General features: G+C 66.1%; 16 protein-coding genes and 1 pseudogene. 7 read left to right on the top strand and 10 right to left on the bottom strand.

Features of this window, described 5'->3' with window-relative positions:
- Window positions 1–4 precede the first annotated feature (4 nt).
- The 5 genes from LGN10_RS27700 (at window position 5) to LGN10_RS27720 (ending at window position 4,535) form a co-directional block, all read left to right on the top strand.
- Window positions 5–1,057 carry a glycosyltransferase gene (locus LGN10_RS27700; protein ID WP_059645634.1) on the top strand — a complete coding sequence of 351 codons (1,053 nt, stop codon included), beginning with the start codon at window positions 5–7 and terminating at the stop codon, window positions 1,055–1,057.
- Window positions 1,054–2,001, top strand: a complete 948-nt coding sequence (locus LGN10_RS27705; protein ID WP_060316503.1) for a formyltransferase — start codon at window positions 1,054–1,056, stop codon at window positions 1,999–2,001. Before LGN10_RS27700 ends, LGN10_RS27705 begins: the two co-directional genes overlap by 4 nt.
- Complete coding sequence (locus LGN10_RS27710; protein ID WP_006478632.1) at window positions 1,998–3,053, top strand: bifunctional UDP-4-keto-pentose/UDP-xylose synthase; 1,056 nt, start codon at window positions 1,998–2,000, stop codon at window positions 3,051–3,053. The genes LGN10_RS27705 and LGN10_RS27710 overlap by 4 nt, the downstream gene beginning before the upstream one ends.
- Window positions 3,054–3,066: 13 nt before the next feature.
- Window positions 3,067–3,963, top strand: a complete 897-nt coding sequence (locus LGN10_RS27715; RefSeq protein WP_226225699.1) for a polysaccharide deacetylase family protein — start codon at window positions 3,067–3,069, stop codon at window positions 3,961–3,963.
- Window positions 3,964–4,073: 110 nt separating this feature from the next.
- Window positions 4,074–4,535 (top strand): peroxiredoxin, encoded by a 462-nt coding sequence (locus LGN10_RS27720; protein WP_059645625.1) that lies wholly within the window; start codon window positions 4,074–4,076, stop codon window positions 4,533–4,535.
- A gap of 198 nt (window positions 4,536–4,733) precedes the next feature.
- On the opposite strand, the pseudogene LGN10_RS27725 reads toward LGN10_RS27720, so the two are convergent.
- A pseudogene (locus LGN10_RS27725) lies at window positions 4,734–4,975 on the bottom strand (hypothetical protein); the annotation flags it as partial.
- On the opposite strand from LGN10_RS27725, the gene LGN10_RS27730 reads away from it, so the two are divergent.
- Together LGN10_RS27730 and LGN10_RS27735 are read left to right on the top strand one after the other, a co-directional pair.
- A complete protein-coding gene (locus LGN10_RS27730; protein WP_226225700.1) occupies window positions 4,871–6,682 on the top strand; it encodes a PhoH family protein in 1,812 nt (603 codons plus the stop codon). The pseudogene LGN10_RS27725 and the gene LGN10_RS27730 sit on opposite strands and share 105 nt — an antisense overlap.
- A gap of 234 nt (window positions 6,683–6,916) precedes the next feature.
- A complete protein-coding gene (locus LGN10_RS27735; RefSeq protein ID WP_226225701.1) occupies window positions 6,917–8,008 on the top strand; it encodes a C40 family peptidase in 1,092 nt (363 codons plus the stop codon).
- Window positions 8,009–8,130: 122 nt separating this feature from the next.
- On the opposite strand, the gene LGN10_RS27740 is transcribed toward LGN10_RS27735, so the two are convergent.
- The 9 genes from LGN10_RS27740 to LGN10_RS27780 form a co-directional block, all read right to left on the bottom strand.
- Window positions 8,131–9,141, bottom strand: a complete 1,011-nt coding sequence (locus LGN10_RS27740) for an inorganic phosphate transporter (protein WP_226225702.1) — start codon at window positions 9,139–9,141, stop codon at window positions 8,131–8,133.
- A gap of 9 nt (window positions 9,142–9,150) precedes the next feature.
- Window positions 9,151–9,777, bottom strand: a complete 627-nt coding sequence (locus tag LGN10_RS27745) for a DUF47 domain-containing protein (protein WP_006486252.1) — start codon at window positions 9,775–9,777, stop codon at window positions 9,151–9,153.
- 138 nt (window positions 9,778–9,915) lie between these two features.
- Window positions 9,916–12,339, bottom strand: a complete 2,424-nt coding sequence (dnaB, locus tag LGN10_RS27750; protein ID WP_226225703.1) for a replicative DNA helicase — start codon at window positions 12,337–12,339, stop codon at window positions 9,916–9,918.
- Between the two features lie 140 nt (window positions 12,340–12,479).
- Window positions 12,480–12,932 (bottom strand): 50S ribosomal protein L9, encoded by a 453-nt coding sequence (gene rplI / locus LGN10_RS27755; RefSeq protein ID WP_006486256.1) that lies wholly within the window; start codon window positions 12,930–12,932, stop codon window positions 12,480–12,482.
- Between the two features lie 27 nt (window positions 12,933–12,959).
- The gene (rpsR, locus tag LGN10_RS27760) at window positions 12,960–13,235 is read right to left on the bottom strand and encodes a 30S ribosomal protein S18 (RefSeq protein WP_004193360.1); all 276 of its coding nucleotides are present in this window, start codon (window positions 13,233–13,235) and stop codon (window positions 12,960–12,962) included.
- A gap of 4 nt (window positions 13,236–13,239) precedes the next feature.
- Window positions 13,240–13,539, bottom strand: a complete 300-nt coding sequence (gene priB, locus LGN10_RS27765; RefSeq protein WP_011549649.1) for a primosomal replication protein N — start codon at window positions 13,537–13,539, stop codon at window positions 13,240–13,242.
- Between the two features lie 40 nt (window positions 13,540–13,579).
- Window positions 13,580–13,954 (bottom strand): 30S ribosomal protein S6, encoded by a 375-nt coding sequence (rpsF, locus tag LGN10_RS27770; RefSeq protein WP_006486255.1) that lies wholly within the window; start codon window positions 13,952–13,954, stop codon window positions 13,580–13,582.
- A gap of 230 nt (window positions 13,955–14,184) precedes the next feature.
- A complete protein-coding gene (locus LGN10_RS27775) occupies window positions 14,185–15,081 on the bottom strand; it encodes an anti-sigma factor family protein (RefSeq protein WP_059585262.1) in 897 nt (298 codons plus the stop codon).
- The gene (locus LGN10_RS27780) at window positions 15,071–15,712 is read right to left on the bottom strand and encodes an RNA polymerase sigma factor (RefSeq protein WP_059585261.1); all 642 of its coding nucleotides are present in this window, start codon (window positions 15,710–15,712) and stop codon (window positions 15,071–15,073) included. The genes LGN10_RS27775 and LGN10_RS27780 overlap by 11 nt, the downstream gene beginning before the upstream one ends.
- Window positions 15,713–15,863 lie beyond the last annotated feature (151 nt).

Here is a 15,863-nt window from a genome sequence, read left to right on the forward strand (position 1 = left end):
GTACATGAGTCACCTTGAAGCACGCGCCGGGCATCCGGGCGCCGGACACCCGGGCGCCGCGCATCTGGACGCCGGCCGGCCCGAAGTCTCGGTCATCATCCCCGTATACAACGAGGAAGACGGCCTCGCCGCGCTGTTCGCGCGACTGTATCCGGCGCTCGACGCACTCGACACGCCGTACGAAGTGATCCTGATCAACGACGGCAGCCGCGACCGCTCGGCCGCGATGCTCGCCGATCAGTTCCACGTACGGCCGGACACGACACGCGTCGTGCTGCTCAACGGCAACTACGGCCAGCACATGGCGATCCTCGCGGGCTTCGCGCAGTCGCGCGGCGAGATCGTCATCACGCTCGACGCCGACCTGCAGAATCCGCCCGAGGAAATCGGCAAGCTGATCGCGAAGATGCGCGAGGGCTACGACTACGTCGGCTCGATCCGCAAGCAGCGCCAGGACAGCCTGTGGCGGCGCAAGGCGTCGCAGATGATGAACCGGCTGCGCGAGCGCATCACGCGCATCAAGATGACCGACCAGGGCTGCATGCTGCGCGCGTACAGCCGCCGCATCATCGATACGATCAACGTGTGCGGCGAAGTCAACACGTTCATCCCCGCGCTCGCGTACACGTTCGCGCAGAACCCGACCGAAATCGAGGTCGCGCACGAGGAACGCTTCGCGGGCCAGTCAAAGTATTCGCTGTACAGCCTGATCCGGCTGAACTTCGACCTCGTGACGGGCTTCTCGGTCGTGCCGCTGCAGTGGCTGTCGTTCATCGGCGTGATCCTGTCACTCGGCTCCGCCGCGCTGTTCGTGCTGCTGCTCGTGCGCCGCTTCATCGTCGGCGCGGAAGTGCAAGGCGTGTTCACGCTGTTCGCGATCACGTTCTTCCTGCTCGGCGTGATCATCTTCGCGCTCGGCCTGCTCGGCGAATACGTCGGCCGCATCTACCAGCAGGTGCGCGCGCGGCCGCGCTACCTGATCCAGGCCGTGCTCGAGCAGCACGATGGCGTGCCGCCGGTGCCGGCCGGCGCGAATCATCCGGGAGCCGTGCAATGAAGCCGCGCGCGGTCGTCTTCGCGTATCACAACGTCGGCGTGCGGTGCCTGCAGGTGCTGCTCGCGCGCGGCGTCGACGTCGCGCTGGTCGTCACGCACGAGGACAATCCGAACGAGAACATCTGGTTCGGCAGCGTCGCGGCCGTCGCGGCCGAGCACGGCATTCCGGTGCTCACGCCGGCCGATCCCGCCGATCCGGCGCTGCGCCGCGCGGTGTCCGACGCGCGGCCCGATTTCATCTTCTCGTTCTACTACCGCCACATGCTGCCGGTGGACCTGCTCGCGATCGCGCCGCGCGGCGCGTACAACATGCACGGTTCGCTGCTGCCGAAATACCGGGGTCGGGTTCCGACCAACTGGGCCGTGCTGAACGGCGAGACCGAGACCGGCGCGACGCTGCACGAGATGGCCGCCAAGCCCGACGCGGGTGCGATCGTCGGCCAGACCGCGGTGCCGATCCTGCCGGACGACACGGCCGCGCAGGTATTCGACAAGGTCACCGTGGCCGCCGAGCAGACGCTGTGGCGCGTGCTGCCCGCGCTGCTCGCGGGCGAGGCGCCGCACCTGCCGAACGATCTCGCGACCGGCAGCTACTACGGCGGGCGCAAGCCCGAGGACGGCCGCGTCGACTGGTCGAAGCCGGCCGCGCAGGTCTACAACCTGGTGCGCGCGGTCGCGCCCCCGTATCCGGGTGCATTCACGGACGTCCACGGCGCGCGCTTCGTGATCGCACGCGCGCGCCTCGCGGCGCCCGGCAGCGCGATGGCGGCGGCCGCCGCGGATTTGCCGCCCGGCCTGCACGTAAGCGATAATGCGCTATTCGGTGTCTGCGGCGACAGCCGCGCCCTATCCATTCTCGAGCTCCGGCAACAGCGCGACGGCGGCGAAACCGTCGTGACGCCCGCGGAATTCGCGCAGTTCATTCATTCTTCCCGTCATTCATGAAAGCAAAAAAAGTCCTGATCCTGGGTGTGAACGGCTTCATCGGCCATCACCTGTCGAAGCGCATTCTTGAGACCACCGATTGGGAAGTGTTCGGCATGGACATGCAGACCGACCGGCTGGGCGACCTCGTCAACCACGAGCGGATGCATTTCTTCGAAGGCGACATCACGATCAACAAGGAGTGGGTCGAGTATCACGTGAAGAAGTGCGACGTGATCCTGCCGCTCGTCGCGATCGCGACGCCGGCCACCTACGTCCAGCAGCCGCTGCGCGTGTTCGAGCTCGACTTCGAGGCGAACCTGCCGATCGTGCGCTCGGCCGTCAAGTACGGCAAGCACCTCGTGTTCCCGTCGACCTCCGAGGTCTACGGCATGTGCTCGGACGAGCAGTTCGACCCGGATGCCTCCGCGCTCACCTACGGCCCGATCAACAAGCCGCGCTGGATCTACGCGTGCTCGAAGCAGCTGATGGACCGCGTGATCTGGGGCTACGGGATGGAAGGCCTGAACTTCACGCTGTTCCGCCCGTTCAACTGGATCGGCCCGGGCCTCGACTCGATCTACACGCCGAAGGAAGGCAGCTCGCGCGTGGTCACGCAGTTCCTCGGCCACATCGTGCGCGGCGAGAACATCAGCCTCGTCGACGGCGGCTCGCAGAAGCGCGCGTTCACCGACATCGGCGACGGCATCAGCGCGCTGATGAAGATCATCGAGAACAAGGGCGGCGTCGCGTCGGGCAAGATCTACAACATCGGCAATCCGAAGAACAACTTCTCGGTTCGCGAGCTCGCGCACAAGATGCTCGAACTGGCCGCGGAATTCCCCGAGTACGCCGATTCGGCCAAGCAGGTGAAGCTCGTCGAAACGACGTCCGGCGCCTACTACGGCAACGGCTACCAGGACGTGCAGAACCGCGTGCCGAAGATCGACAACACGATGCAGGAGCTCGGCTGGGCGCCGCAAGCGACGTTCGACGACGCGCTGCGCAACATCTTCGAAGCGTATCGCGGCCACGTCGCCGACGCGCGCGCGCTCGTCGAACAGCAAGGCTGAGCGGGACGTTCGCTTGGCTCGCATCGTCCTCAAGATCGACGTCGACACGCTGCGCGGCACGCGCGAAGGCGTGCCGAACCTCGCGCGCATCTTCGATCGCTTCAATGCGCGCGCGACCTTCCTCTTCAGCCTCGGGCCCGATCACACGGGCTGGGCGCTGCGGCGCGTGTTCCGCCCGGGCTTCCTGAAGAAGGTGTCGCGCACGTCGGTCGTCGAACACTACGGCGTGAAGCAGCTGATGTACGGCGTGCTGCTGCCCGGCCCCGACATCGGCCGCCGCGCGATCGCCGACATGCGCGCGATTCACGAGGCCGGCTTCGAATGCGGGGTCCACACGTGGGATCACGTGGTCTGGCAGGACAACGTGCGCGTGCGCGATCGCGACTGGACCGCGCGTGAAATGCAGAAGAGCCATGCGCGCTTCATCGAGATCTTCGGCGCGCCGCCCGTGACGCACGGCGCGGCCGGCTGGCAGATGAACGATGCCGCGTTCGAGCAGATCGACGCGTGGGGGATGCGCTACGCATCCGACGGTCGCGGCCACTCGCCGTACCTGCCCGTCGTCGGCGGCCGCACGCTGTCGCACGTGCAGATGCCGACCACGCTGCCGACGCTCGACGAAGTGCTCGGCGTCGACGGCATCGACACGCACAACGTCGCCGCGCACATCCTCAAGTTCACCGAAGCCAATCCGCACGACCAGGTGTTCACGCTGCATGCGGAACTGGAAGGCCAGAAGCTCGCGCCCGTGTTCGAGCAACTGCTCGCCGGCTGGCGTGCGCAAGGCCACACGTTCGCGACGATGGGCGACTACCACGCGACGCTGGACCGCGACTCGCTGCCATCGTACCCTGTCGCGTGGGGCGAAATCCCCGGCCGCTCCGGCGAACTGATCGTCCAGCCCGACTGAGTTCGCGCGCGAGCCGGCGTCGCCGCTCCCGCCCTCGCGGCGCGTTGCCGCGACGCCCCGCCGAACCGCGCCGCCGCAGCGGCGCCCTTCCATAACAACAGGAGAAACACGTGTCTGTCGAAGTTGACCGTCAAGTTCCCGATTTCACCGCACCGGCCACGGGCGGCGACATTTCGCTGTCCGACCTGAAGGGCAAGAAGCTCGTACTGTACTTCTATCCGAAGGACAACACGCCGGGCTGCACGACCGAAGGGCTGCAGTTCCGCGATCTCTATCCGAAGTTCAAGAAAGCCGGTGCGGAAGTCATCGGCGTGTCGCGCGACAGCCTGCGCTCGCACGACAACTTCAAGGCCAAGCTCGAACTGCCGTTCCCGCTGATTTCCGATGCCGACGAAGCGCTGTGCGCGTTGTTCGATGTCATCAAGATGAAGAAAATGTATGGCAAGGAAGTGCGCGGAATCGAGCGCTCGACGTTCCTGATCGACGCGGACGGCGTGCTTCGCCACGCATGGCGCGGCATCAAGGTACCGGGTCACGTGGACGACGTGCTAAAGGCTGTACAAGCGCTTTGAGGCGCGTTATATTGGGCCGCAATGAATGCCCGTTCGCCCCATATTTCTCGTAGCTGCGCCGGTGCCCGTTGCGATGCTTGCCGGCACCTGACGCGCATCACGACGGCATCAGCCGAGCCGCATGTCCCTGTCGACGGGGCAGCGGCTTTTTTTATGGAACGCGCGCCGGCCCTCCCCGGTCCGGCCCTTACCGCATCGAGGAGCTGATCGACACTTAGGCGAACCGGCTAGACGAAATTCCTGTGCGCCACCGCGCGCAAACTGCATGCGTCTACGTCACGCAGGATGCGATCAGCGGCGCACGCCATGCGACACGATTCCTCCCGAGGGACACCATGCCTTTGCCTACTCCCCCCAGCAAGCTCGGCAGCCTGCTGCCGCCCGACGAATACAAGGCGAAAGCGCGGCCCGCGAAAGCCGCGAAGAAATCCGCCGAAGGGGACGCATCCACAGCCGGTGACTATGGTCCGGCCAGCGTGGCCCAACCGATGATCGAAGCCGCGAACACGGCCGCGCCGCTGCGCGCCGTCGCGTCTTCGGCGCCCGATGCCCCGAGCGTGCCCGCGCGCGGCCGCAAGACCAGGCAGACGGCCGCGCTGCTGCAGCCGATGCCGGCGCCCGCCGAACCCGCGGCGCCCGTCGTGGCACGCAACGACAAGCCGGCCGCCGACAAGTCTGGCGGAGCGGCCGCGGCACCCGCGCGCGATGCCGGCGCCGCGACGAAGTCGCGCAGCCGCAAGCCCGCCGACGCCGAACTGCAGAAACTGTTCGTGCTCGACACCAACGTGCTGATGCACGACCCGAGCAGCCTCTTCCGCTTCGAGGAACACGACGTCTATCTGCCGATGATGACGCTCGAGGAACTCGACAACCACAAGAAGGGGATGTCCGAAGTCGCACGCAACGCGCGCCAGGTCAGCCGCACGCTCGACGCGCTCGTCGCCGACGGCGGCCCGATCTCGGCCGGCATCCCGCTGTCGCGCCTCGGCAGCCGCGACGCGCTCGGCCGCCTGTACTTCCAGACGAAGCTGGCCGATATCGCGCCGGTGGAAGGTTTGCCCGAAGGCAAGGCCGACAATCAGATCCTCGGCGTCGTGCGCGCGCTGCAGCGCGACCGGCCCGACCGCCAGGTCGTGCTGGTGTCGAAAGACATCAACATGCGGATCAAGGCGCACGCGCTCGGCCTGCCCGCGGAAGACTACTTCAACGACCAGGTGCTCGAGGATTCGGATCTCCTGTACAACGGCGTGCGCGAACTGCCGCAGGACTTCTGGACCAAGCATGCGAAGGGCATGGAGAGCTGGCAGGACACGAAGACGGGCACCACGTACTACCGCGTGACCGGCCCGCTCGTCGCGTCGATGCTCGTCAACGAGTTCGTCTATCTCGAGCCGCAGAACGGCGAGCCGACGTTCCACGCGATCGTCCGCGAGCTGAACGGCAAGACGGCGCTGCTGCAGACGCTGCGCGACTACAGCCACCACAAGAACAACGTGTGGGGCATCACCGCGCGCAATCGCGAGCAGAACTTCGCGCTGAACCTGCTGATGAACCCCGATATCGACTTCGTCACGCTGCTCGGCCAGGCCGGCACCGGCAAGACGCTCGTCGCGCTCGCGGCCGGCCTCGCGCAGGTGCTCGACGACAAGCGCTACAACGAGATCATCGTGACGCGCGCGACCGTGCCCGTCGGCGAGGACATCGGTTTCCTGCCCGGCACCGAGGAAGAAAAGATGCAGCCGTGGATGGGCGCATTCGACGACAACCTCGAAGTGCTGCAGAAGACCGACGACGCGGCCGGCGAATGGGGCCGTGCGGCGACGCAGGAGCTGATCCGTTCGCGCCTGAAGGTGAAGAGCATGAACTTCATGCGCGGCCGCACGTTCGTCGACAAGTACCTGATCATCGACGAGGCGCAGAACCTGACGCCGAAGCAGATGAAGACGCTCGTCACGCGCGCGGGCCCCGGCACGAAGATCGTGTGCCTGGGCAACATCGCGCAGATCGACACGCCCTATCTGACCGAGGGCAGCTCGGGCCTGACCTACGTCGTCGACCGCTTCAAGGGCTGGGGCCACAGCGGCCACGTGACGCTCGCGCGCGGCGAACGCTCGCGGCTCGCCGACTACGCGTCGGACATTCTGTAACGCGCTGGCCGGCCGATCGGCCGGCTGTCGACGCCACGCGGCGCTCCGTTTCCGGAGCGCCGTTTTTATTTGGGGTCGAAGACAAAGGTAATGCGTCGTCACGCAACCATGCAGTTTACGCGCGAAACTTCAAGTAAATTCTCAAGAATGGTTGCTTAAGCCCCGCCGGAGCGTCTACCATCGAGTCTGTCTGTTGTCATACGATTCGCGAGTGCACCGCTCGCCCGCCTTGCCATGCTTCGAATCTGGGTTCCCGTCGCCGTCGTCTCCCTGCTTGCGGCCTGCTCCAGCGTGCCGCCGCAATCGGCATCGCGTTCCGCGTCGGGCATGAAGATCACGACGCCGCGGGCGTTCCCGGCGCCGGCCAATTTCCCCAAATTCGTCGACCACAGCGTCGGCCAGGAAGAGATCTCGATCCAGGCGATGAGCCTCGTCGGCGTCCCGTATCGCTGGGGCGGCAACACGCCGGCGAGCGGCTTCGACTGCAGCGGGCTCGTGCGCTACGTGATCGGCCGCGCGGCCGACGTGAACCTGCCGCGCACGACCGCCGACATGAGCAGCCGCGGCGTGTCGATCGAGCCCGACGAGATCGCGCCGGGCGACCTGATCTTCTTCAATACGACCGGGCGGCCGCATTCGCACGTCGGCATCTATGTCGGCAAGCTGCGCTTCGTCAACGCACCGTCGACGGGCGGCACCGTGCGGCTCGACTACCTGACGAACCCGTACTGGGCGAAGCGCTTCGACGGCATTCGCCGCGTCGCGCCGCCGCGCTCCGCCCCGACGCCGTTCGATGCGCCGACCTACGAGGCCAAGCGCGACGAGCCGCGCAATTCGCCGGCGCTCGCGGCTGCTCCGGCGGTCGTGACGGCTGCCGCCGCGCCGCGACAGCCGGCGGCGTATGCGTCTTCACGAGCAAGAGCGACGCAGGCGCCGGCTCCAGCTTCGGCCATCCCGACCGCGCCGGTCGTGACGGCCACCGCAACCGCACCGGCAGCACCGGCCGCCGATCCGTATGAACCGCCGCCACCGCGGATGCAGGCGGCCCAGCAGCAAGCCACGTCGGCGAACGACGGCGCGACCGCGATGACGGCCAACGCAGCACCGACCGCCCCGGCGGAAGTCGGCACGCAGATTCCGACGACCGCCCTGACGGCCGCCGAGGCCGCCGCCTTCGATGCCGAGCCGCCGCCCGCCCCCGGCACGCCGCCGCGCACCATCGAGCCCGTGCAGGTGTTGCGTGCGTCGACGCAATCCGCGCCCATCAGCCCGCGCACCAGTACGGCAGACGATCCGATCGCACGGTTCGCGAACGGCAGCTACTGAGCCGTTGCTCGAACCGCGACCGTCGACGACGTCGACAACATGCTCCGCTGGCCTCCAAAAGAAAATGCGCCGCGGCCTTTCGGCTTGCGGCGCATTTCGCGTCGATCAGGAAGTGTCGGCGATCAGAAGATCTGATGCCCGAGCCACCAGCCGCCAGCCGCGAACAGCGCGGCCGCCGGCAACGTCAGCACCCACGCCCACACGATGTTGCCGGCGACGCCCCAGCGCACGGCCGACAGCTTCTGCGTCGCGCCGACACCGACGATCGCACCGGTAATCGTGTGCGTGGTCGACACGGGAATGCCAAGGAACGATGCGACGAACAGCGTGATTGCCCCGCCGCTTTCCGCGCAGAAACCGCCGACCGGCTTGAGCTTCGTGATCTTCTGGCCCATCGTGCGCACGATGCGCCAGCCGCCGAACAGCGTGCCGAGGCCCATCGACAGGTAGCACGCGCCGATCACCCACGCCGGCGGCGCATCGGCGGTGGCCGACGCGTAGCCGGTCGCGATCAGCAGCATCCAGATGATACCGATCGTCTTCTGTGCGTCGTTGCCGCCGTGGCCCAGGCTGTACAGCCCCGCCGACAGCAGCTGCAGCCGGCGGAAACGCCGGTCGACCTTGCTGGGCGCAGTACGGAAATACAGCCACGACACGCCGAGCATGAACAGCGAACCGAGGATGAAACCGAGCAGCGGCGAAATGAAGATGAACGCGATCGTCTTCAGCAGCCCGTCGATGTTCAGCGAGCTCCAGCCCGACTTCGCGAGCGCCGCGCCGACGAGGCCGCCGATCAGCGCGTGCGACGAGCTCGACGGAATCCCGTAGTACCACGTGATCACGTTCCAGCCGATCGCGCCGACCAGCGCGCCGAACACGACGTAGTGGTCGACGATCTCGGGATCGATCGTGCCTTTACCGACGGTCTGCGCGACTTTCAGGTGGAAGATGAAATACGCGATCACGTTGAACGCGGCCGCGAACACCACGGCCTGCTGGGGCTTCAGCACCCCGGTCGACACGACGGTGGCGATCGAGTTCGCCGCGTCGTGAAAGCCGTTCATGAAGTCGAATACGAGCGCGACGAGCACGAGCGTCGCGACCATCCATAGGGCGAGTTGTATCGAATGCATGTGGTCCGCTCAGGCGTTTTCCAGCACGATGCCTTCGATGATGTTCGCGACGTCCTCGCACTTGTCGGTGATCTCTTCCAGCAGCTCGTAGATCGCCTTCAGCTTGATGAGCGTCTTCACGTCGTCTTCCTCGCGGAACAGCTTCGACATCGCCGCGCGCAGCACGCGGTCGGCTTCCGACTCCCAGCGATCGATTTCCTCGCACTGCTTGAGGATCTGCGCCGACTGCTTCATGTCGGACAGCAGGCCGACGGCCTGCTGCACGTGTTGCGCCGACTGCGTGACGATATGCGCGAGCTGGCTCGCCTCGGACGTGACGGACTGCACGTCGTACAGCGACACGGCCGTCGCGACGTCCTCCATCAGGTCGAGGATGTCGTCCATCGTCGTGATCAGCTTGTGGATCTCGTCACGATCGAGCGGCGTGATGAAGGTCTTGTGCAGCAGATCGATCGCCTCGTGCGTCAGCTTGTCGGCGGCCTTCTCGGCGATTTGCACGTTTTGCTTGTGAATCTCGGCGTCGGCGAGATTGTCGATCAGCAGTTCGAGCTCGCGGCCACCGGAAACGATGTGCTTCGCGTGCGAGTTGAAGAGTTCAAAGAACTTGCCCTCGGTGGGCATGAATCGACCGAACATGGGATTCCTGAGAGATTGTCAAACTACTGTCACGAAAACGGGCGACATTGTACCGGTTCCGGTCGCGACGCGACGTGCGCATATGCGCACGCCGGGATTGGATACAACATTTGGCGAAATAGGTGTTTACAACCGGCTTTACTCGCCGTAGAAGGTCTGCGCCCCGGCAAAATTGTCGAACTTCGTGTATTGCCCCAGGAACGTGAGCCGAACGGGCCCGATCGGGCCGTTACGCTGCTTGCCGATGATGATTTCGGCCGTCCCCTTGTCAGGGCTGTCGGGATTGTAGACCTCATCTCGATAAATGAACAGGATCACGTCCGCATCCTGTTCGATTGCGCCCGATTCGCGCAAATCCGACATCACCGGCCGCTTGTTCGGGCGCTGTTCGAGGCCGCGGTTCAGCTGCGACAGCGCGATCACCGGCACGTCGAGCTCCTTCGCGAGGCTCTTCAGCGATCGCGAGATTTCCGAAATTTCGGTCGCGCGGTTCTCGCCCTGCGACGAACCCGACATCAGCTGCAGGTAGTCGACGATGATCAGGCCGAGCTTGCCGCATTGTCGCGCGAGGCGCCGCGCGCGCGAGCGCAATTCCATCGGATTCAGGCCGCCCGTCTCGTCGATGAAGAGCTGCGCCTCGCTCATCTTCTGCACCGCGTGCGTCAGCTTCGGCCAATCCTCGTCCGTCAGGCGGCCGGTACGCATTCGGTGCTGGTCGAGCCGGCCGATCGAGCCGAGCATACGCATCACGAGCTGGGTGCCCGGCATTTCCATCGAGAACACCGCGACCGGCAACCCGTACTCGACCGCGACGTATTCGCCGATGTTCATGGAGAAGGCCGTATTGTGGGTCACGACGTAATCGTCGGTCACGTACAGCCGCGACGGATGCGAGACCGAAATGCATTGCGTGGCCGTCCGGCGCGTCGGCTCGATGCCGACGATAACCGGCATCTTGCGGCGCACACGCCCGCCCGTCAGCCGGTCGCGCTTGCCCTGGAACAGGAACAGGCTCTGCGGATCCGGATGACTGATCGTGCAAACGTAAGCCGTCGCACCGGCCTTGCGTTCGCCGTCGACCGTGAAGCTCGTCGCCTTTTCGGCAATCTGGCACCATGCACCGAGCGAACGCGCCAGCTCGCGCACGTCGCTCGCCAACTGCGCACTGGCGGTCGAATAACGCACCGCCCCCCACGATTCGACCCAGCCGTCCGTGTCGAGCAGCCCGCGCAACAAATCCAGCCGCGCGTCCTTGTCCGCATCGAGGTAGAGGCGCGGGATGAACTTGTCGTAGCTCGTTCTCCCCCACACACCGAGCTGCTCGAGAGCAGCCATGAGCGGGTTGGCGGACGACCGGGCTTCCACGGCCGTCGACGGCCGGCGCTTGATCCGCCAGTCGTACTGGCCCGCGTATTCGAGCTCGAGCGACGCGTCGACACGCGCGCGCATCCGGTTCAACGTTTCCTCGGCCTTCACGCTGAAACGCACGGCAGTCCCGCCGAGCGCACCGTCGCCCAGTAGCGCGCCGAGCACCCACGGATCGATCGGCAGCGCCTCGCGATGACCGAACTCGCCGCTCGGCATATCGATCCACAGCCGGTTCCGGTAGCGTTCGCGCGTCAGCAACGTGCGAATCTCCGCGGTCGACAGTACGCGCGGCTTTTCCCACTCACGGAAATGGACGCACCACAGGTGCTCGTCGCAGCATTCGGCCGAGCGCCCATCCGAAAAGCGGACCCGATACACCTGGCGTTCGCCCTGCGGGTAGATCCCGGTCACGATCGACGCTGCGCCGTCGACCGAAGCAAGTGCATCACCGACTGCCAGCTCACCCATCGGCTTCCAGCCCGTCAGCGTCTTGACGCGCGCATCGAGCGGCTGGGCCTTACCCATCGACGGTCTTCCGGCCACGATGATCAGCTCGCCGCCGTGCATCCCGGACGTCATCCGGTCGAGGTCGACGAAGCCGGTCGGCGTGCCGGTGACGTCGCTCGGGTTAGCGGTGTGGTAAAGCGTATCGATGCGCTCGACCACCTGGGTAAGCAGCGGGCCGATTTCGAGGAAACCCTGGTTGCCGCGCGCGCCCTCCTCGGCGATCGAGAACACCTTCGATTCGGCTTCGTCGAGCAGTTGGCGGACTTCCTTGCCCTGCGGATTGAAGGCGTCGGCCGAGATCTCGTCGGCGACCGACACCAGCCGGCGCAGCACCGCGCGATCACGCACGATTTCCGCGTAGCGGCGGATGTTCGCCGCGCTCGGCGTGTTCTGCGCGAGGGCGTTCAGGTACGCGAGCCCGCCGACGTCGTCGGCCTTGCCGGACGTGGTCAGCGCTTCGTACACGGTCACGACGTCGGCCGGGCGCGTCGACGCGATCAGGCGGCCGATGTGCTCGTAGATGATCCGGTGGTCGTAGCGGTAGAAGTCGCCCTGCGACAGGAAATCGGCAATCCGGTCCCATGCCGCGTTGTCGAGCAACAGGCCGCCGAGCACCGACTGCTCGGCTTCGACCGAATGCGGCGGGACTTTCAGCGATTCGATTTGGGGATCTTGCGGCGCGTTCATGGGTTGGGATTATCGCGAATAGATGGCGGCAGCGCTACCACCGCTTGCCGGCGATCGGGCAATAAAAAAGGCAGGCCCCGGTTGCCCGGGCGCCTGCCCTTGTCCGGACGACGGAAGCCGCCCGGCAAGCTTGCATACGCTTACGCGTGGTCGCCGATCACGTTGATCGTGACGTCGACGACGACGTCCGTGTGCAGCGCGACCTGGACGTTGTGCTCGCCGATCATCTTCAGCGGGCCTTCCGGCATGCGCACTTGCAGCTTCTCGACTTCGTAGCCTGCCTTCTTCAGCAGTTCCGCGACGTCGCCGTTCGTGACCGAGCCGAACAGACGGCCGTCGACGCCCGACTTCTGCGTGATTTCGAACGACTGGCCGTTCAGCTTCTCGCCGACTGCCTGCGATGCTGCCAGCTTTTCAGCGGCGATCTTTTCGAGTTCAGCGCGGCGCACTTCGAATTCGGCGATCGCTTCCTTCGTTGCACGGCGAGCCTTGCGGTTCGGGATCAGGAAGTTGCGAGCGTAACCGTCCTTGACCTTGACGATATCGCCGAGGTTGCCCAGATTGGCGACTTTTTCCAACAGAATGATTTGCATTCGAATTCTCCTTATTGCGTCGCCTGATTACGCCTTGTGCTGATCGGTGTACGGCAGCAGCGCGAGGAAACGCGCACGCTTGATGGCCGTATCCAGCTGACGCTGATAGTGCGCCTTCGTACCCGTCAGACGAGCCGGCGTGATCTTGCCGTTTTCGCCGATGAAGTCCTTCAGCGTTTCCGTGTCCTTGTAGTCGATCTGCTCGACGCCTGCAGCCGTGAAACGGCAGAACTTCTTGCGCTTGAAGAGCGGGTTTTGTTGCTGACGACGCTTGTCGAATTTCTTACCAGTCGGGCGGGCCATGATTTCAGTCCTTTCCTGTGTCCTGCAATGCAGTGATGTGAAACACCAAGGTTCTCGCGTTGCGGCTTTTCTTGGCCAGAAAGCCCGTGAACAGCGTTTCGACGCCCATTTCACGACTTTCCAGCTTGCCGCTCGCCTCACCGGCCGCCACCGCCTCGATCGTCATTTCGACCTGACGGGGAATGCCTGCTTCGACGACTTCCGTGCGGTGATGCAATGTGGCGCTTGCGATCGGAACACCGGCCGGCGTATATCGCACCGGTGCGCGTTCGACGACGCTCGCCGTCAATTGCAACCTGTTCACGTGAGTGGCGCGCTCCTTGATGGCTTAATAAGTGACGAACTTAAGCCTGCGCTTCGGCCGGCTGAGCAGCAGCCGCCTTCTTGGCTTCTTCGCGCTGAACTTCCTTCATCATCGGCGACGGGCCGGTTTCGGCCTTCTTCATCTTGACGATGAGGTGACGCAGCACGGCGTCGTTGAACTTGAACGCGTGTTCGAGTTCGTCGAGCGTCGTCTGGTCGCACTCGATGTTCATGCAGACGTAGTGAGCCTTCGCGAGTTTCTCGATCATGTAGGCCAGCTGGCGACGGCCCCAGTCTTCGACACGGTGGATCTGGCCGCCGTGCGACGTGATCGTGGACTTGTAGCGCTCGATCATCGCGGGCACTTGCTCGCTTTGATCCGGGTGCACGATGAATACGATTTCGTAATGACGCATTACACACTCCTTGTGGATTAAAGCCACCCGGGCGTCTGAACCGGTGTGGCAAGTGAGAAGCCGAAGATTCTAACCCGGTTACGGGGCGCATGCAAGGCCAATCGACGATCGGCAGACGGATTCGGCCGTGTTTTCAAAGACTTGAACAGGCATGCGGGCGGCCGCGGCCGACATCCGGCCCTTCCACGGCCGGGGCCGGAACACGCGTGCGCCGCCCCTCGGCCGCGCCGTCATTCGCTGCGCGCGCTGGCAAGCCGCGCGCCGAGGGCCGTCCGGAACGCCGCGAGCGCCGACGGCTCGGCGTCGGTCACGGCCCACCACGTCATCCCGGCCGCGTTCCAGCGGTCGAGCGCATAGCCCTGCGACACGGTCGTGTACGGAGCAGCCGGCCGCTCCCCGGCCGGCTGCACGTAGACGTCGACCACGTGCTGCCGGTGGCGATAGACGAGCACCGCGACACGGCGACGCCCGACGTAGTCGAGCCGGCCGCCGACCAGCGCGAAGCCGTTCTTGGCGAGATCCTCGACCGGCGGCGCATAGTCGAGCCGGCCGTTGAACCACGGCTTGACCGTGTGCTGGTCGGTCGAGATCACGTCGATGGCGCGCGCCGACAGGTCGGCCCGTACATGGCTCGCGACGAGTTCGTCGACCGTTCGCTCGGTGTCGGCGTGGCGGGCCGACCACGCCATTCCTCCCGCCGCCGCGAGCGCCATCAACAGCGCGACGCCCCAGCCGAGGCCCGGCAACGCGGCCACGCGCGGCCCCGCGCCGGTCGATACCGGGCGTGCCGACCCGCCCCGCCCGGTCAGCCAGGAGAACCAGTCGCGTGCGCGCGGGCGCCGTGGCGGCGGTGACTGCCGTTCAGGCCGGGGCGCGGCCCGCGACGGTTCACGGGCAGGCGCATCGGCCGCGGCCGGCAGGCTCGCAAGAATGCTCGCCCGCAGCGCGTCCGGCGCGCGGTGATAATCGGCCTGCCGCACGGCCTGCACCAGCGTGACGATCCGCGCGCGTTCGCGGCGGCACGCGTCGCACCCGTCGACATGCTGCTGGACCCGCAACGCATCGGGCGCCGACAGCTCGCGGTCGACGTCCGCGTCCAGCAACGCTCGCGCTTCGTTACAGTCCATCGATAGCCTCCGATGCGGTTCCGCCCGCCGGCGTCCGGCCCGGCCGGCCTTCGGTCGTCGGCGCCGGCGCGGCGCCCAGCAGCGCGGCGAGCTTGCGCCGGCCGCGCGCGAGCCGCGACATCACCGTGCCGACCGGCACGTCCGCGATCGCCGCGATCTCGCGGTAGCTGAGGTCCTCCATCTCGCGCAGCACGAGCACCTCGCGGTATTCGGTCGGCAGCTTCGCGAGCGCCGCATTCACGAGCCGCACGTTCTCGCCGCGCAGCAGCTGCGCGAGCGGGTCCTCCGTCGCCGGCTGCCAGTCGTCGGGCACGTCCGCGTCGTCGAGCGTGTCGGGCAGCGCCACCTCGTGCGCATGCGTGCGCCGCCGCCACTCGGTGTACCAGGTGTGGCGCACGATCGTCAGCAGCCACGGCCGCGCGTTGTCGCCGCGACACGAATCGACGAAGCGCAGCGCGCGCATGCACGCGTCCTGCACGACGTCGTCCGCATCGCCGGCGCTGCCGCTCAGCCAGCGCGCGAGGTTGTACGCGGCGTCGAGATGCGGCAGCACGAGCATGCGAAACCGCTCGCCGCGCGCGGCTGCATCGTCCGCCGCCCGTTCATCGACCGCCTGTCCGGCTTGCCCCACATGGCCTCCCTGGTCCCGGCGGCCGACGCCGCGCCCGTTCCGCGCCCGGCGCCCGGACAGACCGGCAACGTGCGCGCTCGATGACCTTACCGCTGCTGCGTCGAGTTTATTCCCGCGCCGCACGCATGCAGCGTAAAAAATCGCAGGCGGC

It is taken from the genome of Burkholderia sp. AU32262, assembly GCF_020419985.1.
GTDB lineage: Bacteria > Pseudomonadota > Gammaproteobacteria > Burkholderiales > Burkholderiaceae > Burkholderia > Burkholderia semiarida.